Below are 23042 nucleotides of genomic sequence, written 5' to 3' on the forward strand. Positions count from 1 at the left end.
CGCCTGTGGAAGGCGCGCGCGACCGCCTTGTTTGTACGACGCGATATCGAGCCGTGCTCCCAGGCGTTCGCGCACAAATCCCATAGGAATAATTGGCCTGAAACAAACGTAGGAGCGAGCGCAGCTCGCGATGCGCCGCGCGGGCGGCGCTCGATCTCGCAGGCGCTGAAGATGCAAAGCCATAAAAAAGCCCCGCGGACCAGGGCCTGCGGGGCAAACGGTTGGGGGAGGAGCCAACCAAAGGAGTCGTTGAAACGGGTGTATCAGCGTGCGCTGGCCACGGTCTCCGGTTGCCAGCCGCCGCCCAGGGCCTTGTAGATGGAGACGATGCCGCGGTACAGATCGACCTCACCCTGGGCCTGCGCATCCTCAGCGCTCAGCCGCTCGCGCTCGGCGTCGAGCAGTACCAGGTAGTCCACCGTACCTTCGCGATAACGAATCGAGGCCAGCTCCGCTGCCTTGCGGCTGGCGTCGCTCTGGCGCATCAGCGACAGCAGCCGCTGCTGGGTCTTGTCGTAATCGCTGAAGGCGTTGGCCGATTCTTCCAGGGCCAGCAGTACCTGTTGCTCGTAGTTGGCCAGTGCCCCTTCGGCATCGGCCTTGGCGCCGCGCAGGCGGGCCCGTACGCTGCCCAGGTCGAAGGCCGCCCAGGTAATGCTCGGGCCCAACGCCCAGGCATTGGCTGCCGAGGAGCCGAGCTGCGAGCCGCGTGCGGCGGTAAAGCCAAGGAAGCCGCTGAGGCTGACGCGGGGGAACAGGTCTGCCGTGGCCACGCCGACGTTGGCGGTGGCGGCCGCCAGCTGGCGCTCGGCACTGCGGATGTCCGGGCGACGGCGCAGCAGTTCACCCGGGTCACCCACCGGCAACGCCTTGGCGATGGCCGGCAGGTCCTTGGGTGACAGGTCTACGCTGAGCGCGTCCGGGCGCTGGCCAAGCAGGGTGGCGATGCGGTGCCGCGCCCGTGCCTGTTCGGCCTGCAGCTGCGGCACGGTGGCTTCGACCCCGGCCAGGCGCGCATCGGCACGCACCACGTCGAGGTCGTTGCCCACGCCGGCATCACGTAAGGTTTCGGTAATGGTCCGCGATTCCTGCTGGGTCTTGAGGTTGGCCAAGGCGATCTTCTCGCGCAATTGCGCACCGCGCAGTTGCCCGTAGGCATCGACTAGTTCGGCGATCAGGCTGACCTGCAACTGCTGCAGGTCGGCGGCGGCGACCGCTTCCTGGGCTTCGCTGGCCTCGATCTGACGCTGGATGCGGCCAAACAGGTCAAGCTCCCAGGCCATGTCCAGGCCCAGGTCATAGCGCTCGCTGTTCACCCGCTGCGTGGTCTGGCCGGGAATCTGCCCCTTGCCGATGTCGCTGCTGGCGCGGCTGGTGACCACCGGGAACTGGTCGTTTTCGGCGTCTTCGCGGATCGACCGGGCGGATTTCAGGCGGGCGAAGGCCACACGCAAGTCACGGTTGCCGTCCAGCGACGCTTGTACCAGCTGGTTCAGCACCGGGTCGTCGAACTGCTTCCACCACAGGCTTTCGAAGCGGCTACGGTCGTAGGCCTTGGCCTGCACATCACTGCTCAGTTGTGCAGGTTCGGTGGCCGGGGCCTGGTAGTCCGGGCCTACCGCACAGGCTGCCAGGGCCAGTGCCAGCAGGCTTGGGGTCAGGGGTTTGAGCAGGTTCATGCATGGTTCTCCAGCACTTGAACGCGTTCGGCCTTGCGGGCCTGGCGACGCTCGACGAAACGGCGAATCAGGAAGAAGAACACCGGGGTCAGGAACAGGCCGAACACGGTCACGCCGATCATTCCCGAGAACACCGCCACACCCATGGCATGGCGCATTTCCGAACCGGCACCCGAGCTGAATACCAGCGGAACCACGCCCATGATGAAGGCAATCGAAGTCATCAGGATCGGCCGCAGGCGCAGGCGGCAGGCTTCCAGTACCGCAGCCAGCGGATCCAGGCCTTTGGCCTGCTCATCCTTGGCGAACTCGACGATCAGGATCGCGTTCTTGCACGCCAGGCCTACCAGTACGATCAGGCCGATCTGGGTGAAGATGTTGTTGTCGCCACCCGACACGATCACACCGGTGATGGCCGACAGCAGGGTCATCGGCACGATCAGGATCACCGCCAGCGGCAGGCTCCAGCTTTCGTACTGGGCGGCCAGTACCAGGAACGCCAGCAGTACGCACAGCGGGAAGACCAGCAGTGCGGTGTTGCCCGAGAGGATCTGCTGGTAGGTCAGGTCGGTCCACTCGAAGGTCATGCCGTTGGGCAGTTCCTCTTTCAGCAGCTTCTCGATGGCAGCTTCGGCCTGGCCAGAGCTGTAGCCCGGGGCTGCGGCACCGTTGATTTCTGCGGTGATGAAGCCGTTGTAGTGCATGACGCGGTCCGGCCCGGAGGTGTCGCTGACCTTGAGGAAGGTCGCCAGCGGGATCATCTCGCCGAGGTTGTTGCGTACCTTCAACTGGCCGATCTGCTCGGCATCGAGGCGGAACTGCTGCTCAGCCTGGACGTTGACCTGGTAGGTGCGGCCAAAGCGGTTGAAGTCGTTGGTGTACAGCGAGCCCAGGTAAACCTGCAGGGTGTCGAAGATGTCGGTGATTGCCACGCCGTGGGTCTTGGCCTTTTCCCGGTCGATGGCGGCATCGACCTGCGGCACGTTGACCTGGTAGCTGGTGAACAGGCCTGCCAGCTCCGGCACGTTGTGGCTCTTGGTGATGATGTTCTGGGTTTCTTTGTACAGCGCTTCGTAACCCAGGTTGCCACGGTCTTCGATTTGCAGGCGGAAGCCGCCAATCGTGCCAAGACCCTGTACCGGCGGTGGCGGGAAGATGGCGATGTAGGCGTCCTGGATATCGGCGAACTGGGCATTCAGTGCAGCTGCGATGGCCGCCGCCGACTGGCTTGGGTCCTTGCGCTCATCGAACGGCTTGAGCGGGGTGAACACGATGCCGCTGTTCGGGCTGTTGGTGAAACCATTGATCGACAGGCCAGGGAAGGCCACCGAGTCGGCCACACCAGGCTGCTTCAGGGCGATTTCGCTCATGCGCTTGATCACCGCCTCGGTGCGGTCGAGGCTGGCGGCGTCGGGCAACTGGGCGAAGGCCACCAGGTACTGCTTGTCCTGGGCCGGCACGAAACCGGTCGGGGTGGACGAGAAGCCGAGGTAGGTCAGGCCCATCAGGCCGGCATAGACGAACAGGGCGATGCCACTGGAGCGGATGACCCGGCGCACGCCACCGACGTAGCTGTGGCTGGCGCGGTCGAAGAAACGGTTGAACGGGGAGAACAGCCAGCTGCCCAGCAGCTTGTCGAGGAACCGCGAGAAACGGTCCTTGGGCGCATGGTGGTCCTTCAGCAGCACGGCAGCCAGGGCCGGCGACAGGGTCAGCGAGTTGAACGCCGAAATCACGGTGGAAATGGCGATGGTCAGCGCGAACTGCTTGTAGAACTGCCCGGTGAGGCCGGAGATGAACGCAGCCGGCACAAACACGGCGCACAGCACCAGGGCCGTGGCGATGATCGGCCCGGTCACTTCGCTCATCGCCTTTTGAGTGGCTTCCAGCGGTTTCAGGCCCAGCCCGATGTTACGTTCGACGTTCTCCACCACGACGATGGCGTCGTCCACCACGATGCCGATGGCCAGCACCAACCCGAATAGCGACAAGGCGTTAAGCGAGAAGCCGAACAGGTGCATCACCGCAAAGGTACCGATCAACGATACCGGCACGGCCAGCAGCGGGATGATCGAGGCACGCCAGGTCTGCAGGAACAGGATGACCACCAGCACGACCAGCACCAGGGCTTCGAACAGGGTGTGCACCACGGCTTCGATGGAACCGCGCACGAAGATGGTTGGGTCATAGACGATGCTGTAGTCCATCCCTTCAGGGAAGTCCTTCTTCAGCTCGGCCATTTTCGCCCGCACTTCGTCGGAGATCTCGATGGCGTTGGAGCCTGGGCGCTGGAAGATCGGGATGGCCACCGCCGGCTGGTTGTTCAGCAGCGAGCGCAAGGCGTACTGGCTGGAGCCGAGCTCGACCCGGGCGATGTCCTTCAGGCGGGTGATCTCGCCATCGGCACCGGCACGGATGATGATGTTCTCGAACTCTTCCTCGTTGACCAGACGGCCCTGGGTGTTGATCGACAGCTGGAAGCTGGTGGAACCGGGGGCGGGCGGGGCGCCCAGCTGGCCGGCGGCCACCTGGCGGTTCTGCTCGCGGATTGCCGCTACCACATCACTGGCGGTGAGGTTGCGCGAAGCGGTCTTGTTCGGGTCGAGCCACACGCGCAGCGAGTAGTCGCCCATGCCGAACAGCTGCACGTCGCCTACGCCGCCCAGACGCGCGAGCTCGTCCTTGATGTTGAGGATGGCGTAGTTGGACAGGTAGAGCATGTCGTAGCGGTTGTCCGGCGACGTCAGGTGCACGACCATGGTCAGGTCGGGCGAGGCCTTGTCGACGGTGATACCGATACGCGTCACCTCCTCGGGCAGCTTGGGCTGGGTCCGGGTGACGCGGTTCTGCACCTGCACCTGGGCGTTGTCCAGGTCAGTGCCCAGGGCGAAGGTGATGGTCAGCGTCAGCTTGCCGTCAGCGGTGGACTGGGAGGACATGTACAGCATGTTCTCAACGCCCGTGATGGCCTGTTCCAATGGCGCGGCGACGGTTTCGCCGATCACCTTGGGGTTGGCGCCGGGGAAGTTGGCCCGCACCACCACGGTGGGAGGCACCACTTCGGGGTATTCGCTGATCGGCAGCTGGAACAGCGAGATCGAGCCTGCAATCAGCAGAATCAACGACAGCACTGCGGCGAAGATCGGCCGGGTAATGAAGAATTTCGAGAAGTTCATCGGTGTGGTCCCTTAACCGCGTGGCGCCTGGGCGCTGGCGACTTTCACGTTGTTGCCCGCCACTTTCGGCGCCGGGTTGCTGGCCTCCAGTGCCTGGCGCTGCTGGGCGAGGGCGGCGAGGGTCTGCTCACTGGCCATTGGGGTTTCTTCCGGGGTGACCGGCGAGCCTGGGCGCACGCGCTGCAGGCCCTTGACCACGATGCGGTCATCCTTGGCCAGGCCGCTGCGCACGATACGCAGGCCTTCCAGCTTCGGCCCCAGTTCCACGGCGCGGTAGGTGGCCTTGTTGTCCTTGTCCATGACCAGCACGAACTTCTTGCCAAGGTCGGTGCCCACGGCTTCGTCGTTGATCAGCATGGCGTCGTACTGGGCGCTGCCCACCAGCTTCAGGCGTGCATACAGGCCGGGGGTGAACTGGCCGTCGCGGTTGTCGAACACGGCGCGGCCACGGATGGTGCCGGTGCGCGGGTTGACCTGGTTGTCGACGAAGTTCATCTGGCCCTGGTGCGGGTTGCCGGTTTCGTTGGTCAGGCCCAGGTACACCGGGGTGCTCTGGCCACGTTGGCCTTCGCGCGCCAGCTGGGTGTACTTGAGGTACACGCGCTCGTCGGCGTCGAAGTAGGCGTAGACCTTGTCGGTGGACACCACGCTGGTCAGCGGGGTGACGTCGGCCGTGACGATGTTGCCGGCAGTGTACTGGGCGCGGCTGACGCGGCCACTGATGGGCGCGGTGACGCGGGTGAAGCTGAGGTTCAGGCGCGCCAGGTCGAGTTGAGCCTGGATTGCGTCGACACCGGCGCGGGCTTCGGCGGCAGCGCTGCTGCGCGACTCTGCAAGTTCGGCGGAAATGGCGTTGCTGTCGCGCAGGCGCTCGCCACGGCGGGCTTCGTTGGCGCTGCGAATGGCGGTGGCCTTGGCCTGTTGCAGTTGGGCTTCGAGGCGGCGGACTTCAGCCTGGAACGGGCGTGGGTCGATCTGGAACAGCAAGTCGCCTTTCTTGACCTGGGCGCCTTCGGTGAAACCCACGAGATCGATCTGGCCCGAGACCCGCGGGCGAACTTCGACAGTTTCCGGGGCTTCGAGGCGCCCGGTGAACTCGTCCCATTCGTTGATCGGTTGCTCGATCACCTTGGCCACAGTGACCTTTGGCGCGGCGGGAGCTTGCACGGCGTCGGGGGTTCGACCGCAAGCGCTGATCACCACCACTGCCAGGGCAGCGAGGGGAAAGCGCAAGGGTTTGAGAGATTGTTCCATGGAGAACTCCGCCAATGTATTAGTAGTGGGCGGAGTGTGAGTGTGTTGCGCGTGAGGCACGAATCGAACGGGACGAAGGTTAATATCACGCTGAATGATATGTGTGGATCAATCATCGATGCCGGGCATGGTTGGGTGTGGTTGGCGAGAGATGTGGTGAAGCCAGCAGGTGCTCGTCAAGCAACTTTCAGCGCCTGTGAGATCGAGCGCCGCCCGCGCGGCGCTTCGCAGCACAAGGCTGCTCCTACATCTTTTTCGGGCCAATTATTCCTGGGGTATTTGCGCGCGTGCACCTTGGCGCTTGGCTCGACATCGCATCGTACAAACAAGGCGGTCGCGCGCATTGGCGCATGCGTTACTGGCCCGAAACAAATGTAGGAGCAGCCTTGTGCTGCGAAGCGCCGCGCGGGCGGCGCTCGATCTCACAGGCGCCCAACCTCTATCGGCGTGCACCTGCAAGCCCATACGCAGGTCCCGAGCCAGTCCTCAAACATCGATGGCTGGCATGATGGGGCTGCTTGGCAGCCCCTGCGAACACGGTTTCAGAACCGCCAGCGGGCATTGGCCATCAGGTTGCGTGGCTCACCATAAGAGCCAGAGCTGAACGTGCCCAGGCCATCGTAGTACTTCTTGTCGAACAAGTTGTTCAGGTTCAGCCCTACGCTCAGGTGTTCATCGAAGGCATAGTTGGCCAGCAGCCCGACCACGCCAAAGTCACGCTGGTGCGCCTTGGTGCCCAGGTCTGAATTGACCGCGTAGATGTCGCTTTGCCAAGTCATGTTGCCGCCCACTGTCAGCTTGTTCCAGTCACCGGGCAGGCGATAGGTGGTGGCCAGCTTGAACAGGTTCATGGGCTGGTTGGTCTCGACGCGGTTGCCCTCCTTGTCGTGGGACTCGCGGTAGGTATAGCCGCCAAATACATTCCAGCCCGGCAGTACCTCGCCGGAGATTTCCGTTTCGATGCCACGCGTGGTGGTGCCGGCAATGGCACGGTAGATTTCCTGCGGGCCACTGTCATCGACCAATTGCGGCGTGTTCTTCTGTTTGACTTCGAACAGCGCGGCGCTGGCGTTCAGCGCGCCGTCGTAGAATTCACCCTTGATGCCGAGCTCGTAGTTGTCGCCTTCGAGCGGGTCCAGCGAGGTATTGCTGGCGGTCTTGTAATAGGTCTGCGGCAGGAAAATCTGCGTCCAGCTGGCGTACACCGAGTACGTGTCGTTCAGGTCCAGCACCACACCGGCGTAGGGCGTGACCACGCCGGACTTCTTCGTACGGTCGCGGCCAGTGACTTCGCCGGTCAAATCGTCGCTGCTGTCGTCCTTCTGGTTCCACCAGCTCACCCGGCTGCCGAGGATGATCGACAGCGGATCGTACGGCTTGAGGCGCACGGCGGCGTAGACACCGGACTGGCTCAGGCGTGACAGGCTCTCTTCGGTCTTGGCCAGGTGCGGCTTGCCATGGGGGTCGCCATCCCACTCATAGATGTTGTCGACAGCAGGGAAGCCGCGCTCGTAGGTCGGGTAGTTGAGGTGGGTGTAGGCCAGGTTGCTGCCCAGCACCAGCTCATGCTCGCGACCGCCCAGCTGGAACGGGCCGGTGGCGTACAGATCGAAATTGTCCTGGGTCTGGTAGCTGTCCAGGCGGTTGATGTACATCGATACGCCGCTGCCGGTGAGCGGGTCGGGTGTGCCGCCACTGGCGGAGCCGGTGACGCCATGGCGGTATGCGTACTGGTGGCTGTACGCGGCCTTGGCAACCCAGTCGTTGGCCAGCTTGTGTTCCAGCAGGCCGGTGAGGTTGTACTGGGTATTGTTCAGGTAGCTCCAGCGCGCGGCGGGGTTGAACGACCGCGAGAAGTTTGTCGCGCTGCCATCGCTGTTGAACAAAGGGATGTGCCCGAAGCTGACGCCATCGGCGTTGTTGTTCTGGTAGTCGAGGCTCAGGCGCAGCAGGGTGTCTTCACTCAGGTCGATGTCCAGGGCGCCGTACATCACGCGCTTGTCGGTCTTGTACCAGTCAACGAACGAGTTGGCGGTTTCGTACACCCCGACCAGGCGGCCTCGGATGTTGCCGGCTTCGGTGAGCGGCCCGGAGACATCGGCCTCGGTACGGTATCGGTCCCAGGAACCGACCTCGCCGGCAACCGTCGCCTGCGCATCCTCCGTAGGCCGCTTGCGCACCAGGTTGAGCGTGGCCGACGGCGTGCCGGCGCCACTGAGCAGGCCGGTGGCGCCACGCACCACTTCGACCCGGTCATAGATCGCCATATCGGCCAAGGTACTGGTGAATTGCTGCGATTCGTTGGCGATTTGCGCAGGGATGCCGTCGTACTGGAAGTTCTGGATCTGGAAGCCGCGGGCGTAGAAGGTATAGCGTTCGCTGTCGCGATGGTTGCTGGACAGCCCCGGTGTGAACTTGACCACGTCATCGATCGAGGCCAGGCGGTGATCGTTCATCACCTGGCGCGTGACCACGCTGACCGATTGCGGCGTTTCGCGCAGTGACAGGCCCAGCTTGGTTGCCGTACGGGTTTGCCCGGTGGTGTAGGCGCCCGTGTTCTCGGTGGTTTCGCCCAGGCCATTGCCCACCACGCTGGTGGCGCCCAGCTGCAAGGCATTGCCGGACTCGGTCGGGTACAGCACATAGGCGCCTTGCTCGGCAGGCGCAACGCCCAGGCCGGTGCCAGCCAGGAGTGCGGCGAAGCCCTGTTCGACACTGTAGGTGCCTTGCAGGCCGGCACTTTGCTTGCCGGCAGTGAGCTGGCTGTCGAACGACAGCACCACCCCGGCTGTGTTGGCGAAGCGGCCGAGCACCGTACTCAGCGGGCCACCGCTGATGGCGTAGGTCTTCTGCGCGCTGGCTGCCTGGGCCATGGCGGCACCGGGCAGCAGCGGCGGGAGCAGGGCGAGCGAGGCGCCGAGCAAGGCAAACGTGAGTGCTTGGCGGGGTGGTGAGATAAGGCGGCGCATGCGAGCTTCCTGGGCGTAGTGTTTTCGGTGTTATTGCCAGGGAGGCGAATGGGCGACGGCAAATCGACAATGCCCTGTGCATTTTTTTTCAGGCATTGCGGCTCAAGGGTTCTATGCGTGTCCAGAAGCGGGTATGACGCACCAGTTTTACCGGCAGCGAGCGGGTAAGGGTGGACAGGGTCAGGTCAAGATCGGTGAGCGAATAGGCGCCGGAAACCCGCAAGTGGCCGACCGCCGTGGCACAGCCCAGGTAGCCGCTGCGGTACCGCTGTAACTCTTCGAGCAGGTGATCCAGGCGCCAATCGTCCACCACCAGCTGGCCTTCGGTCCAGGCCGCGTCGGTACTGGCCAGTGGCATGCGTTGCAGGATGCCTTTGCTGTCGAACAGCAGGCCGTTGCCACTGTCCAGACGGGTTTGCTCGCCACCCGCGTTGATAGGGTTCACGACGACGGCATGCTGGTAAACGCATACGCGGGTCTGGTGGTCGTGTTGCCTGACGCTGAACCGGGTGCCCAGCGCCCTGATGTGCCCTTCGCCAGTGCTGACCATGAACGGGCGGTGATCGGGGGCGGTCTCGACAAAGATCTCCCCGGCGCGCAGCCGTAGCTGGCGGGTGTCGTTGCTGAAGGCAATGTCCACCGCACTGCCGGTGTTGACGATCAGGCGGCTGCCGTCACTCAGCGTCAACCTGCGCTGTTCGCCGATGGCAGTGCGCACGTCGGCCAGCCACACCGGCGCATCGCGATAACCGCGCCAGCCCAGGGCGCCAAGCCCCGCGCCCAGCAGCAGCCCCTTGAGCAGCATGCGCCGCTGCAGCGCCGGGCCCTGCTGGCCGGCACGCTCAAGCACGTCATGGCCCAGTGCGCCTTGTGCCTGGTTCAGTTGTGCCTGCAACATGGCCACCCGCTGCCAGGCCCACTGGTGCTGGGGGTCGGCCGCATGCCAGGCCTGCCAGCGTTGCTGCAGGTCCGGGTCTGCAGGGGCCTCGCCCAGCCGGGCGAACCACTGCGCAGCGGCACTCAGTGCCTGGCGTTGGGGCAGGGGGCTCACTGGCCGTGTTCCAGGGCAAACAGCAAGCAGTGCTCGGTGGCGCGGGCAATGTACTTGGTGACCGAACTGACCGATACGTCCATCTGGGCGGCGATGTCCTTGTAGCCCAGGCCACGCAACTGCGATAGCAGAAACGCCTGCTTCACCTTCTTGCCCAGGCCCTCAAGCATGGCATCGAGCGCTTGCAGGGTTTCCACCAGCACCCAGCGTTCTTCGGGGGAAATCGCATACTGCTCGGGTTGTTCGGCCAACAGTTGCAGGTAGGCCTGCTCCAGTGCCCTGCGGCGGAAGCTGTCGATCATCACGCGCCTGGCCATGGTCACCAGAAAGTGGCGTGGCTCGCGCAGTTCACCGAGCAACGGCTGGCTACGGTCGGCCAGCAGCACACGCACGAACGTGTCCTGGGCCAGGTCGGCGGCCTGCTGCGAACACTGCAGGCGGCCGCGCAGCCAGTTCACCAGCCAGCCGTGGTGGTTGGCGTACAGGCCGGCCAGGCTGTGTCCGGTCGAGGGGAGGGAGTCAGGCATGGTGCTGTTGCGCGCTAATGAGAATTAGTCGCAATTTATGTCAATTGCGCACATTCAGCAATGGCCCAGCTACAAAGGGGAAGGGGAAGGGAAGCTGCCCGGAACAAGCAGGGCGCGGTGATGTGTTGCGAAAAGGGGCGCAACGCGCCCCGGCAAACTCAACTCAATACCTTGAACCCATGGGTGCCATCCCGCTCCAGTTGGGCAATCAGCCCGAACTCCCAGTCCAGATACCCCTGCATGGCCTCGCGTGGGTTGTCAGTGCCTTCATAAGGCCGGCGATAACGGTCGGTGCGCGCCACCGCCAGGTGCGTTTCGCCACTTTCCAGCGGCTTGCCCGCCGCAATCCACCGCGTCGTGCCGCCGTCCAGTACGTACACCGGGGTTTGCGTCAGCGCCTGCAAGTCTACCGCCGCAAAGCGCGCCAACAGGCTGCTGCCGCAGGTCAGTACATAGCGCTCGGCTACTGGCAGCTGTTCCAGCACCTGCGGCAACTGCGCGCGAATTGCCCAGTGGGCACCTGGAATATGGCGTTTCACGTAGTTGGCACTGCTGGTGAAGTCCAGCAGCACGGTGCCTGGCGTTTGCAACCAGTCGTCCAGCTGCTCGACGCCGATTTCGGTGACTGCGGGCAGTGCAGGCTGGGGGGCCTGCCATTCGCCGGTCTCGCTGAAGTCTTGCAGCGACAGGCCATCGAGCACGGCTACCTGCCAGCCCATTTGCGCCAGCCATGAAGCGCTCATGTTGGCCCGCACGCCGTCATCATCCACCAGCACGATTCGCGCCCCGCGCACGCTGGCGACGTGGTCGGTTTCCTGCACCAGTTGCCCGCCCGGTACACTGCGGCTGGCCGGCAGGTGGCCGTGGGCATATTCCTCGGGGGTGCGCACGTCGAATAGGTAGGTGGTGCGCTGGGTATCGGCCTGCCAGGCGGCCAGGGCTTCGCGCTCCAGGCGTAGCACACCGGCACGGTCGGCCACATTGCGCGCGCGTTGGGCGGCGTTGGCGCGGGTGTTGTCGCTCACCTCGGCGAAGCGACGTTCCTGGCCGTGGGCCAGCGTCTGCCCGGCCAGGGTCCAGCCGATGGTCCCGTTGCGCAGGGCAGCGACGGGGTTGGGGATGCCGGCGTTGACCAGCGACTGGGTGCCGATGATGCTCCGGGTGCGCCCGGCGCAGTTGACGATGACCTGGGTGGCGGGGCTGGGCGCCAGTTCGGCAACCCGCAACACCAGCTCGGCGCCCGGCACACTGATGCCCCCCGGGATGCTCATGGTCTGGTATTCGTCGAAGCGGCGGGCGTCGAGCACCACCACATCGGCCTTGGCGTCCAGCAGCGCCTGCACCTGTTCGGCCGCCAGCGACGGCGTATGGCGCACGCTTTCAACCAGCTCGCCAAAGGCCTTGCTCGGCACGTTTACGTCGCGGAACAGCTCGCCACCGGCGGCGCGCCAGCCGGCCAGCCCGCCTTCGAGCAATGCGACATCGCTGTACCCCAACGCCAGCAGGCGTTCGGCGGCCTGGTGTGCCAGGCCCTCACCGTCGTCATACACCGTAATGGCGGTGTCGCGCCGGGGCACGCGGGCGTAGATCTCCAGTTCCAGCTTGGACAAGGGGATGTTGGCAGTGAACAGGGGGTGTTCCTGGGCGAACGGGTCTTCTTCGCGCACATCGATCAGCGCCAGTTCTTCATGGGCCAGCAAGGCCTGGCGAATGTCTTGGTAGGAGCGGGTGGCAACGGTACTCATGGGGCAGGGTTCTCTTTGGACAGGTCCCAGATGTTGGGCAGAAGGCTGTTGGAATAGCCGGAAATGAACGGTTTTTCACTGCCGTCGGGCAGGTACACCGCGCGGCTGACGGCGCCGATGTTGGCGCCATACACGTGGATGCTGATCGACACCCGGTCGTCGAACGCGTTGCTGACCTGATGAACATCGCCGATACGCGGCGAAACGGCCTCTACATGGCCGGGATCAAGGCGTACGGGCTCACCCGCTGGCAATAATGCGCCGTGTTCGCTACGGGCGAAGCCTTGCGAATATTCCGCGCCGCGCAGCATGCCGATCAGGCCCCAGACCCGGTGGTCGTGGATCGGTGTCTGCTGGCCTGGCCCCCAGACGAAGCTGACGATGGAAAAGCGCTGGCGCGAATCGCAATGCAGCAAAAATTGCTGGTAACGGGCCGGGTCTGGCTGCGCCAGTGCTTCGGGCAACCAGTCGTCATGGGCGACCAGGCTGCGCAGCAGGCCCTGGCCGTGGTCGAGGAGGGTGGCTTCGTCGGTTTCTTGGTCCACCAGTTGCGCAAGCGCGTCGATGAAGTGGCGCAGGCGCTCAAGGCGCAGGGGTTGGCTCATGGCTCAGGCTCGGCTGACGGTTTGGGTTAACCCTAGCAAACGCACTGAATATTCTCAAAAGTAAAAATACGAATAAGCTAATATGCAAAAAACGCATTTACAGATGGGGTGAATCTGTTTTGAAATGGGCGCATGGGCAAAGCATTAGGTTATGCCCAAAACGAATTTCACGGCGCTGCGCTTAATCTATAACTTATAAGCATTGTGCTGGTTATATTCAAAGTGAATATGCCAGCCCCATGACCCCACGAGACCGCACGCGCGGATCGGCCTGATGTACCCCCTTCGGTACCTGGAGACGAACGTGCGATACCTCAAGCAATTGGCCGCCGGTGTGCTGGCCAGCTCCCTCAGCCTGGCCGCTGCCGCGCAAACCCTGGTGGTCGGTGACCAGAGCTTCAATGCCCGAGCGGTGATGGAAGCAGCCGGCGTGCTCGACGACCTGCCGTACACATTGGAGTGGAAGCAGTTTACGGCCGGCTCGCCGGTAGCCGAGGCGCTGAACGTGGGCAGCCTGGACATCGGCCTGCTGGGCGATGCGCCGCCGTTGTTCCTTGGCGCCCTGGGCGCGCCGATCAAGGTGATTGCGGTCAGCCGGCAGAACCTGGATGGCGTGGCGATCCTGGCGCGCAAGGACTCGAACATTCACAGCCTCGAAGACCTGCGCGGCAAACGTGCGGCGATCTGGAAGGGCTCCTGGAGCCAGCAGTTGTTGTTCAGCGCGCTGGACAAGGCCGCCGTGCCGCGTGATGCCCTGGAGCTGCGCTACCTCAGCGCCCTGGACGCCTCGCATGCCCTGGATGGCGGTGCGGTGGACGTGATCGCGACCTGGGAGCCCTATGTCACCCAGCAGGAACGCCAAGGGGCACGGGTGCTGGCCACGGCTGAAGGGCTGATCCCGGCGCAGAGCTTCGTGGTGGCCAATGCCAAGGCAGTGGAGGCCAAGCGGGCGCAGATCAGTGATTTTCTGCAGCGCCTGAAAAAGGCCCGTGACTGGACCCTCAGCGACCCGGCCCATACCGAGGCCTATGCCGATGCCTGGGCCAAACGCACCCGTGCCGACCGCGACATTGCTCGTATCTGGTTTGCCCGCGCACGTACCGATGTCGCGCCGCTGAACCCGCAGGTGGTCGTGGATGCGCAGAAGACCGTGGACTTCTTTGCCGGGCTGGGGTTGATCAAGAACTACCCGGCGTCGAGCCTGTTCGATACCTCGTTCGCGGCAGCGTTCGACCACTGATTTCTCCTGCACTGGCCCAATCGCCGGCAAGCCAGCTCCCACAGGATCACCACAGGCCTGGGTTTAGTGGGAAACCTGTGGGAGCTGGCTTGCCGGCGATTGGGCCGGTACAGGCGACAACTGTTATGAGGAGCTGTACATGACCACCCGCCAAATCAAGCTTGGCGCCCTGACCATGGGCTGCGGCGGCCCTGGCCGGCACAACCTGTGGCTGGACCCGGAGCTGCCCGCCGACGCCAGCGTCAATATCGACTGGTACATCGACATCGCCCGTCAGGCCGAAGCGGCGTTGTTCGACCTGATGTTCATTGTCGACAGCCAGTACATCACCCCCGGCTCGCCGTCTCACTACCTCAACCGCCTGGAGCCGCTGACCCTGCTCTCGGCACTGGCCGTCACCACCCGCAACATCGGCCTTGTCGGCACCTTGACCACGTCCTACAACGAGCCCTTCAACGTCGCCCGCCGCCTGGCCTCGCTGGACCTGATCAGCAAGGGCCGCGCCGGCTGGAACGTGGTCACCAGCGGTGACGCCGGTACCGCCGGCAACTATGGCCGTGACGAGCATTACGACTACGACACCCGGTATGCCCGTGCCCAGGAACATGTGGCGGTGGTGCAGGGCCTGTGGCACTCCTATGAAGACGGTGCGTTCCCGCGCAACCGCGAAACCGGGCAATTCCTCGATCCGGGGCGGATGCATGCCCTCAACCACAAGGGCGAGCACTTCTCGGTCGTCGGGCCGTTGAATATCCAGCGCTCCCCCCAGGGGCAGCCAGTGATCTTCCAGGCCGGCGACTCACAGCAAGGGCGCGAGCTTGGGGCAGCCACGGCAGATGTCATCTTCACCCATGCCGCCAGCATCGAGCAGGGCCAGGCGTTCTACCGCGATGTGAAAGACCGCGCTGCGCGGCTGGGGCGCGACCCGGAGCAACTGCTGGTATTGCCCGGTGCCGAGATCTACGTGGGCGACACCGACGAACACGCCCGCGAGATCGAACGCCACTACCACCAGCAGGACCACAGCTTCGAGCTGGCCCTCAAGGAGTTCGGGCGCAACTTCGGCTGGCACGACTTCAGCCAGTACGAGCTTGATGCACCGTTCCCGCAAGAAAGCCTGGAGCACGCACGCAGCAGCTTCTTCACCAACGCCAAGCGCATTGCCGACCAGGCCCGGGAGCAAGGCTTCAGCCTGCGCCAGGCGGTGGAGTTCGGCCGTAAGCTGCGCCCAGGCGCCTTCGTTGGCTCGGCCGAGACAGTAGCGGCAAAAATGACCGAGTGGTTCGAGGCGCGGGCGCTGGATGGTTTCAACATCTATATCGGCCACCCCGGGCAGTTCCGCCGGTTTACCCAGGAGGTGGTGCCGCTGCTGCAGGCGCGCGGGGTGTACCGCACCGCCTACGAGGGCAGCACACTGCGCGAGAGCCTGGGCCTGGCCATTCAGTGAATGCTTGAGGCCAGTTCGAAGATCGGCATGTACATCAGGATCACGATCAGGCCGATCAGCAGGCCGATGAACGTCATCAGCAGCGGTTCGAACAGTTTCACGAACCATTCCACCCAGCGGCCGATTTCCTGGTCATGGAAGTCGGCGCAGCGCTCCAGCATCTCGCCCAGGTTGCCGGACTGCTCGCCGGCCCGCAGCAGGCGCAGCGACACCGGCGTGACCAGGTGCCCGGCTTCCAGCGCGTCGGACAATGGCAGCCCTTCGCCCACCCGTTGGCTGGCCTGGCCCAGGCCCTGGGCTGCTGCACTGCCGAGCAGGCCACGGGCCATGCCCATGGCGGTGAGGATGGGAATGCCGCCTTGCAGCAGGATGCCCAACGAGCGATAGAAGCGCGCCAGTTCGTACATCATCAAGCGTTGATGCAGCGCCGGCAGGCGCCGCAACTGGCAGGATGCCCAGCGTCGTACCCGTGGGTGGCGGCGTAGCAGCCACAACGCCGTGACCCCACCGACCGTGCCCAGCGCCAGCGGCAGCTGCTGGGCATGCAAAAACAGCCCGATCTGCATCAACATCCGTGACAGCCAGGGCAATTCGGTGCCCATGCCCTCGAACACCTGGCTAAAACGCGGCACCACGTAGCCGAGCAGGAACAGCACCACGCCGCCACCCACCAGCAACAGCAGCAACGGGTAGACCGAGGCCCCCACCAGCTTCTGCCGTACCAGGTCCAGGCGCTGGCGGTAGCTGATGTAGCGCGTAAGGGCGTCGCCCAGCGCACCGGTGCGTTCGCTGGACTGCACCAGCGCCACATACAGCGGCGGAAATATCCGCGGTTGCTGGCCCAGGGCCTGGGACAGCGAACGGCCTTCGTACAGCTGGCGGACCAGCTCGGCCAGCACCTTGCGTGTGGCAGATGCCGGGGCCTTTTCTGCCAGGCTTTCCAGTGCGTCGATCAGCGGCAGGCCGGCATTGAGCAGGGTCGACAGTTCCTGGCTGAACAGCACCAGGTCGAATGCCGCTTCACGTCGCCAGGCCATGCCGCGCAAAGCGCCGCCGTTGCTGCGCAGGCTGAGCACGCGCAGGCCTTGGTCCTCGGCCTGGCGGCGAGCCTGGTCGGCGTCCTCGGCGTCGATCTGCAACTGCACCACGCCCTGTCTGCCCAGGGCCTTGAGGCTGTAGCGCATGGCCACTCTCCTTACTGCCAGCTGGTAATTTCGGCGTTTTCCCCGTCACCGCCGGGCTGGCCGTCCTTGCCCATGGACAGCAGGTCGTATTCACCCCCGTTTTCGCCAGGTTGTCGGTAGATGTAAGGGCGGCCCCACGGGTCCTGCGGCACGGCCTTCTGCAGGTACGGGCCGGTCCAGCGCGCTTCGCCATTTGGAGCGATTACCAGGGCCTGCAGGCCTTGCTCGCTGTTGGGGTAGTGGCCGACTTCCAGGCGGTATAAATCCAGCGCCTTGCTCAGCCCTTCTATCTGCGCCCGCGCCACCTTGGCTTCGGAGCGGCCGAGCTGGCTGAAGTACTTGGGCGCGACGATGCCGGCCAACAGGCCGAGCACCACCAGCACCACCAGGAGTTCGAGCAGGGTGAAGCCACGTTGCGGTTTGATTCTGCGCTGCATGGTGAAGCCCTCCACTGCATGGGGACACGGGTTGACAGGCACCATGCAACAGCCGTGCACGTCTGCGTCGAGGCCTTGCGCCATGCGGTACAGGAAGCGGCACAGTGCTTGCGTCGTGGTCATCGACCTCGGGCTTTCCGGGGCATTTCCCCCACTTCGGGGGCCACGACGAAGAGGCGACCGTCATGCGTGGACTCATCCTCGGTTTGATCTGGCTGGCGGCAGGTGCTGCCCAGGCCGATGTGTACATCTCCATCGATGCCAAGGGCGGCTACGTACTGACCAACGTCCATCGACCCGGGCGCCACTATGAAAAGGTGATCAGCGAACAGTTGGCCCAGGCTGGCCCGGCCAACGCTCAGATGATCACTGGCCGCCCTTACGCCGAGGTGGTCGCCACGGCAGCGCGCATCCACAACGTGCCGCCGGCGCTGCTGCATGCGCTGATCAAGGCCGAATCCGGCTACAACCCCAAGGCCCGGTCGTCCGCGGGCGCGGTAGGGCTGATGCAATTGATGCCGGATACTGCACGTGAGATGGGGGTGGAAGACCGCCTTGACCCTGAAGACAACGTGCAGGGCGGGGCACGCTACCTCAAGCAGATGCTCACGCTGTTCGACAACGACATCACCCTGGCCGTGGCGGCCTACAACGCCGGGCCGGATGCCGTGATGCGGCGCGGCGCTGTGCCGCCGTTTGCCGAAACCCGGCGCTATGTGCCCACGGTGCTGCGCGAATATCGCAAGTTGCAGGGGTTGGCGATTGATTCGCCACTGTAATTGCCTGTCAGAGGTTACGCGCGTCTACAGACAGCGTGAACAAAGTGAAAAAAACGTTACCCTTCGGCGGCGGCCATCAATTTAGCACTACGGTTTCCCCAAGTCTGGGCTATAACCTTCTGAAGGTGCCCAGCTGTGGAGCCCGCCATGGACATCGCCCCTCGTTCCGACGCCATCGAAGTGCCTGCCGGTAACGAGTTGGCGGCCCCACGCAAGCCGTTCAACCTGCTGCGCTGGTACGCCTGGGTCAGCCTGGCCATCATCCTTTCGGTGGCTGCCGGCCTGGGGCTGATTTCCAGCCGTTTCATCATCGATGAAAGCGTTGAGCGCGATGCCTTGCTCACCGCCCAGTTCATCACCTCCATCGCCGACGCCGAAGTGCGCCATGTGTCGATCCCCAACGTGCGTACCATGGGTGAGCTGCTTGACCCGCGCACTGACCGCAGCAACCTGCCGGATGTCGACCCGGATGCCCGGCGCAAGGCCCGCGGCGAGTTCCTCGATCATATCGCCCACCTGCCAGACATGCTGCTGGCCAATATTTACGCCCCGGACCGTACGGTGATCTGGTCCACCAACCCGGCGCTGATCGGCAAGCTGATTGATACCGACGACGACCTGGAACGGGCTTTCGAGTACAAGATGCGCGTCTCGGCCAGCTACCACAACTTTGAACAGGCCCGCGCCGAGCAGAAGTTTGTCACCCCGCCCGAGCAGCTATTCATCGAAAACTATATTCCGCTGTTCGATGCCGATGGCGAGCATGTCACGGCGATGGTCGAGATCTATAAAGAGCCCCATGACCTGATCGTGCGCATCGAGCATGGCCTGATACTGATCTGGCTGGCGATCACCGTCGGCGCCGCACTGGTCTACGTCGGCCTGTACGGCATCATGCACCGCGCTGCGCGGTTGCTGGCGGTGCAGCAGAAGCGGCTGATCAACAGTGAAACCTATGTGGCACTGGGCGAGGTGTCCTCGGCGGTGGCCCACAGCCTGCGCAACCCGCTGGCCAGTATCCGCTCCAGTGCCGAGTTGGCCCAGGCGTTCGACGAAGGGGCGGCGCAGCGCAATATCAACGACATCATCAGCCAGGTTGACCGGATGTCGCAGTGGATCCGTCAAATGCTCCAGTCGCTGCGCCCGCTGAACGATGAGGCGGCGGCGGTGGACTTGCCGCTGGCCTTGCAGGAAAGCCTGCAGAGCTACGCCGTGCAGCTGGCACGTGGCGGGGTGAGCCTGGACCTGCAACCGTTACCGGCGGTACAGGTATTGGGGCACCCGGCGTTACTGCGGCAGATTTTCAGCAGCCTGATCGCCAATGCGCTGGAATCGATGGAGCAGGGCGGACGGTTGCGTGTCGAGGTGGTGCGCCATGACCGGCGCAGCTTGATCCTTCGGCTGTCCGACAATGGCAAGGGCATGAACGAGGAGCAGCAGCGCATGGCCTTCCGGCCGTTCTTTACCACCAAGCAGGGTGGGTTGGGGGTGGGGCTGGTGCTGGTGAAACGCATCATGGAACGCTTCGGCGGCACGGTAAGGCTCAGCAGCAGTGAGGGCCATGGCACGCGAGTGTCGCTGAATTTCCGCTTGGCAAAGACCTGATTACTGGCTTTAAGAACCTAATACAACCTATTGATATAAATGAATAAATTTTTTTGGGGCATTAGTACCCAAATGTGGGGCCTGTTCTTTCGGTGTTTTGTAAAAAGGCTGCCCAAGCTATTGAAAATCATGAGTTTAAATTTTGTACTGTTGGGTGGCCGAGTTCTTGCAGCGTGATTGGCAGAGCGCAACACGCGACACATGGCAGCTTATGGCTGCCCAGGCGGGGTGCTATCAACGGGCTGCTGTTGGTTGGCCTTGATGCATTTCTGAACGGACGCCTTGTGCGGGAACCACGCGATGCAGATGCTGGAAAACGAAGTTCGCGACAAGGCCAGTGCGACTGCCAGCGGTCTGGCCGTGCCATTGCGTGAGTTCAACCTGTTGCGCTGGTTTTCGGTCATCAGCCTGTTGATCATCACGGCGGTGGCGGGCGGGCTGGGTTATGTGTCCACACGCTTTGTGGTCCGCGATAGCGTGCAGCGTGATGCGATGCTCACCGCGCAGTTCATTCAAGCCATGGCCCAGGCCGAGGTGCGCCATTCGCAGTTGCCACCGGGCACCACCATGGGCGAACTGCTCGACCCGCGCCTGGACCAGCAGCACCTGCAGTTCACCCCGGCGCTGGCCGAATCGACCCGGGTCGAATTTCTCGACCATGTCGAACACCTGCCTGATACCTTGCTGGCCAATGTCTACGCCCGCGACCGCACCATCGTCTGGTCCACCAACGTCGAGCTGATCGGCAAGCGGATAGAAGCCGATGGCGACCTGGATCGCGCCTTCCGCTCGCGCAAGGCGGTGTCGGCCAGCTACCACAAGGCCGAGGATGACCGCGAAGAGCAGAAGTTTCTGCGTGAACCGCGCTACCTGTTCATCGAGAACTACATCCCGCTGTTCGACAGCCAGGGCGAACAGGTAATGGCCATGGTGGAGATCTACAAGGAGCCGCAAGACCTGATACGGCGCATCCAGCGCGGCTACGTGCTGATCTGGGCGTCGACCCTGGTAGGCGGGGCGTTGATCTACTTCGGGCTGTTCTGGATCGTGCGCCGGGCGGCGCAGATGCTGAACCTGCAACAGGACCGGCTGGTGGCCAGTGAAACCTACGTGGCGCTGGGCGAGATGTCGTCTGCAGTGGCGCACAGCCTGCGCAACCCGCTGGCCAATATCCGTTCCAGCGCCGAACTGGCCCAGGACATCGCCAACCCCGCAGCGCAGAAGAACATCACCGACATCATCAGCCAGGTGGACCGCATGTCGCGCTGGGTGCGCGACCTGCTGGTGTCGTTGCGCCCGCTCAGTGACGAGGCCGAGGCCGTGGACCTGGTGGCGGCCATCGAGGACACCCACCTGGCGTTCGTCCAGCAGATCGAGCGCAACGGTGTGCGCTTTCATTTCGAAGGGCCTGACGAGCAGTGGGTGGCCAGTCAGCCGTTGCAGCTCACGCAGATTCTCAACAGCCTGTTCTCCAATGCCCTGGAGGCCATGCCGGCAGGCGGCATGCTGACCGCCCAGGTCAATATACAGGACGGCCAGCGTGCCGAGTTTGTGCTCACCGACACTGGCAAAGGCATGAGTCAACAGCAGGAGCGGATGGTGTTCAAGCCGTTCTTCACCACCAAGCAGGGCGGCCTCGGTGTAGGCCTGGCCCTGGTCAAGCGCATCATGGAACGTTTTGGCGGCTCGGTCAGCCTGAGCAGCCGCGAAGAGGAAGGAACCCGCGTCAGCCTTACATTCAATATCGCAGCGGGAGGGGACCATGGAGCACAGCATCCTGGTAGTCGAGGATGATGAAATCCTCGCTGATAACATTCGCACCTACCTCAGCCTCAAGGGTTTCGAGGTCACCGTGTGCCACAGCGCCGAGCTTGCGCTGGAGCAGGTCAAGCGGGCTCAGCCCGACGCGGTGCTGACCGACAACTCGTTGCCCGGCATGAGCGGGCACGACCTGCTGCGCAGCCTGGTGGTGCAGGTGCCGGGCCTGAAAGTGATCATGATGACCGGCTACGGCAATGTCGAAGATGCCGTGCAGGCGATGAAGGAGGGCGCCTTCCATTACCTGACCAAGCCGGTGGTGCTCGCCGAGCTCAAATTGACCCTGGACAAGGCACTGGCTGCCGAGCGCATGGAGCGCACGCTGTCGTTCTACCAGGAGCGCGAGGCGCAGAAGTCCGGGTTGCAGGCATTGATTGGCGAGTCGCCGGTGATGCTCACCCTCAAGCACACCCTGCGCCAGGTGCTCGATGCCGAGCGGCGCATGGCCAGCGACGACCTGCCACCGGTGTTGGTCGAAGGTGAGACCGGCACCGGCAAGGAGCTGGTGGCGCGCGCCCTGCATTTTGACGGCTCCCGCGCCAAAGGCCCGTTTATCGAGTTCAACTGCGCCTCGATCCCTGCCAACCTGCTGGAGGCCGAACTGTTCGGCCACGAGAAGGGCGCATTCACCGATGCCAAGGAGCGACGGGTTGGCCTGGTGGAGGCCGCCGATGGCGGCACCTTGTTCCTCGACGAGATCGGCGAGATGGACCTGGTGCTGCAGGCCAAACTGCTCAAGTTGCTTGAGGATCGCAGCATCCGCCGGATTGGTGCGGTGAAGGAACGCAAGGTCGACCTGCGGGTGATCAGTGCCACCAACTGCAACCTGGAGCAGATGGTGCAGCAGGGCAAGTTCCGCCGTGACCTGTTCTTCCGCCTGCGCATAATCGCCATAAAGGTGCCGCGCCTGTATGCCCGTGGCCAGGACATCCTGTTACTGGCCAGGCATTTCCTGGCCCACCATGGTCGGCGTTATGGCAAGCCGAACCTGCGGTTTTCCGCCGAGGCCGAGAGCCTGATGCTGGGTTACAGCTGGCCAGGTAACGTGCGCGAACTGCGCAACATGCTGGAGCAGACCGTGCTGCTGGCGCCGAACGAGGTGGTGCAGGCGCACCAGTTGAACCTGTGCATGACCTTGATTGACGAGCCATTGGTGCAGCAGCCGACGCCAGCGATGTTCGAAATGCCACGGCACGAGCCGGAGCCAGGCACCAGCCTGCCGGACATGGAACGCGACCTGGTGTGCAAGACCCTGGACCGCACAGACTGGAACGTGACCAAGTCGGCGCGGATGCTCGGGTTGTCGCGGGACATGTTGCGTTACCGCATCGAGAAACTGGGCCTGACCCGACCTGACAAGCGCCAGTGGTAACTATCAGTCAACCCTATCAAACCGGGCGGGTAACCTGTGGGAGCGGGTTTACCCGCGAATGCGATGTTGGTCTCACCGACGTATTCGCGGGTGAACCCGCTCCCACAGGGAATACAGAACCCTGTATTTTGAGCGGTGGCCCATTGAGGGGCGT

At 63.7% G+C, this 23042-nt stretch carries 16 protein-coding genes; 6 read left to right on the forward strand and 10 right to left on the reverse strand.

Features of this window, described 5'->3' with window-relative positions; genetic code table 11:
* Positions 1 to 263 precede the first annotated feature (263 nt).
* From ABOC32_RS17040 to ABOC32_RS17075, 8 genes are all read right to left on the reverse strand, one after another.
* Positions 264 to 1679 (reverse strand): efflux transporter outer membrane subunit, encoded by a 1416-nt coding sequence (locus ABOC32_RS17040; RefSeq protein WP_426808073.1) that lies wholly within the window; start codon positions 1677 to 1679, stop codon positions 264 to 266.
* Positions 1676 to 4855 (reverse strand): efflux RND transporter permease subunit, encoded by a 3180-nt coding sequence (locus ABOC32_RS17045; RefSeq protein WP_043200137.1) that lies wholly within the window; start codon positions 4853 to 4855, stop codon positions 1676 to 1678. The genes ABOC32_RS17040 and ABOC32_RS17045 overlap by 4 nt, the downstream gene beginning before the upstream one ends.
* 12 nt (positions 4856 to 4867) lie before the next feature.
* The gene (mexE, locus tag ABOC32_RS17050; RefSeq protein ID WP_426808074.1) at positions 4868 to 6109 is read right to left on the reverse strand and encodes a multidrug efflux RND transporter periplasmic adaptor subunit MexE; all 1242 of its coding nucleotides are present in this window, start codon (positions 6107 to 6109) and stop codon (positions 4868 to 4870) included.
* Between the two features lie 542 nt (positions 6110 to 6651).
* Positions 6652 to 9078 (reverse strand): TonB-dependent siderophore receptor, encoded by a 2427-nt coding sequence (locus tag ABOC32_RS17055; protein ID WP_426808075.1) that lies wholly within the window; start codon positions 9076 to 9078, stop codon positions 6652 to 6654.
* An 88-nt stretch (positions 9079 to 9166) separates the two neighbouring features.
* Entirely contained in the window at positions 9167 to 10129 is a 963-nt protein-coding gene (locus ABOC32_RS17060; RefSeq protein ID WP_426808076.1) for a FecR domain-containing protein, read from the reverse strand.
* Positions 10126 to 10656, reverse strand: coding sequence for a sigma-70 family RNA polymerase sigma factor (locus tag ABOC32_RS17065; protein ID WP_426808077.1), 531 nt, complete (start codon positions 10654 to 10656; stop codon positions 10126 to 10128). The genes ABOC32_RS17060 and ABOC32_RS17065 overlap by 4 nt, the downstream gene beginning before the upstream one ends.
* 158 nt (positions 10657 to 10814) lie before the next feature.
* Positions 10815 to 12401 (reverse strand): rhodanese-related sulfurtransferase, encoded by a 1587-nt coding sequence (locus ABOC32_RS17070; RefSeq protein ID WP_426808078.1) that lies wholly within the window; start codon positions 12399 to 12401, stop codon positions 10815 to 10817.
* Positions 12398 to 13006 (reverse strand): cysteine dioxygenase, encoded by a 609-nt coding sequence (locus ABOC32_RS17075; protein ID WP_426808079.1) that lies wholly within the window; start codon positions 13004 to 13006, stop codon positions 12398 to 12400. Before ABOC32_RS17075 ends, ABOC32_RS17070 begins: the two co-directional genes overlap by 4 nt.
* Before the next feature lie 304 nt (positions 13007 to 13310).
* Between ABOC32_RS17075 and ABOC32_RS17080 the strand changes: the two genes are divergently transcribed.
* Together ABOC32_RS17080 and ABOC32_RS17085 are read left to right on the forward strand one after the other, a co-directional pair.
* Positions 13311 to 14246 carry an ABC transporter substrate-binding protein gene (locus tag ABOC32_RS17080; protein ID WP_426808080.1) on the forward strand — a complete coding sequence of 312 codons (936 nt, stop codon included), beginning with the start codon at positions 13311 to 13313 and terminating at the stop codon, positions 14244 to 14246.
* 139 nt (positions 14247 to 14385) lie between these two features.
* On the forward strand, positions 14386 to 15693 hold the full coding sequence (locus tag ABOC32_RS17085; RefSeq protein WP_426808081.1) for an LLM class flavin-dependent oxidoreductase: 1308 nt from the start codon (positions 14386 to 14388) through the stop codon (positions 15691 to 15693).
* On the opposite strand, the gene ABOC32_RS17090 is transcribed toward ABOC32_RS17085, so the two are convergent.
* Positions 15687 to 16877: a type II secretion system F family protein gene (locus ABOC32_RS17090; protein ID WP_426808082.1), complete on the reverse strand. Its 1191-nt coding sequence runs from the start codon at positions 16875 to 16877 to the stop codon at positions 15687 to 15689. The two genes, ABOC32_RS17085 and ABOC32_RS17090, sit on opposite strands and share 7 nt — an antisense overlap.
* Positions 16878 to 16888: 11 nt before the next feature.
* Positions 16889 to 17314 (reverse strand): type II secretion system major pseudopilin GspG, encoded by a 426-nt coding sequence (gene gspG / locus ABOC32_RS17095; protein WP_426808083.1) that lies wholly within the window; start codon positions 17312 to 17314, stop codon positions 16889 to 16891.
* Between the two features lie 185 nt (positions 17315 to 17499).
* Between gspG and ABOC32_RS17100 the strand changes: the two genes are divergently transcribed.
* From ABOC32_RS17100 to ABOC32_RS17115, 4 genes are all read left to right on the forward strand, one after another.
* A complete protein-coding gene (locus tag ABOC32_RS17100; RefSeq protein WP_426808084.1) occupies positions 17500 to 18093 on the forward strand; it encodes a lytic transglycosylase domain-containing protein in 594 nt (197 codons plus the stop codon).
* Between the two features lie 147 nt (positions 18094 to 18240).
* A complete protein-coding gene (locus tag ABOC32_RS17105; RefSeq protein ID WP_426808085.1) occupies positions 18241 to 19698 on the forward strand; it encodes a sensor histidine kinase in 1458 nt (485 codons plus the stop codon).
* Positions 19699 to 19998: 300 nt separating this feature from the next.
* On the forward strand, positions 19999 to 21492 hold the full coding sequence (locus ABOC32_RS17110; protein WP_426808086.1) for a sensor histidine kinase: 1494 nt from the start codon (positions 19999 to 20001) through the stop codon (positions 21490 to 21492).
* A complete protein-coding gene (locus ABOC32_RS17115) occupies positions 21461 to 22888 on the forward strand; it encodes a sigma-54-dependent transcriptional regulator (RefSeq protein ID WP_426808087.1) in 1428 nt (475 codons plus the stop codon). The genes ABOC32_RS17110 and ABOC32_RS17115 overlap by 32 nt, the downstream gene beginning before the upstream one ends.
* Positions 22889 to 23042: the final 154 nt, after the last annotated feature.

Origin of the sequence: Pseudomonas sp. WOUb67, assembly GCF_050058005.1 — a bacterium.
Classification (GTDB): Bacteria; Pseudomonadota; Gammaproteobacteria; order Pseudomonadales; family Pseudomonadaceae; genus Aquipseudomonas; species Aquipseudomonas putida_R.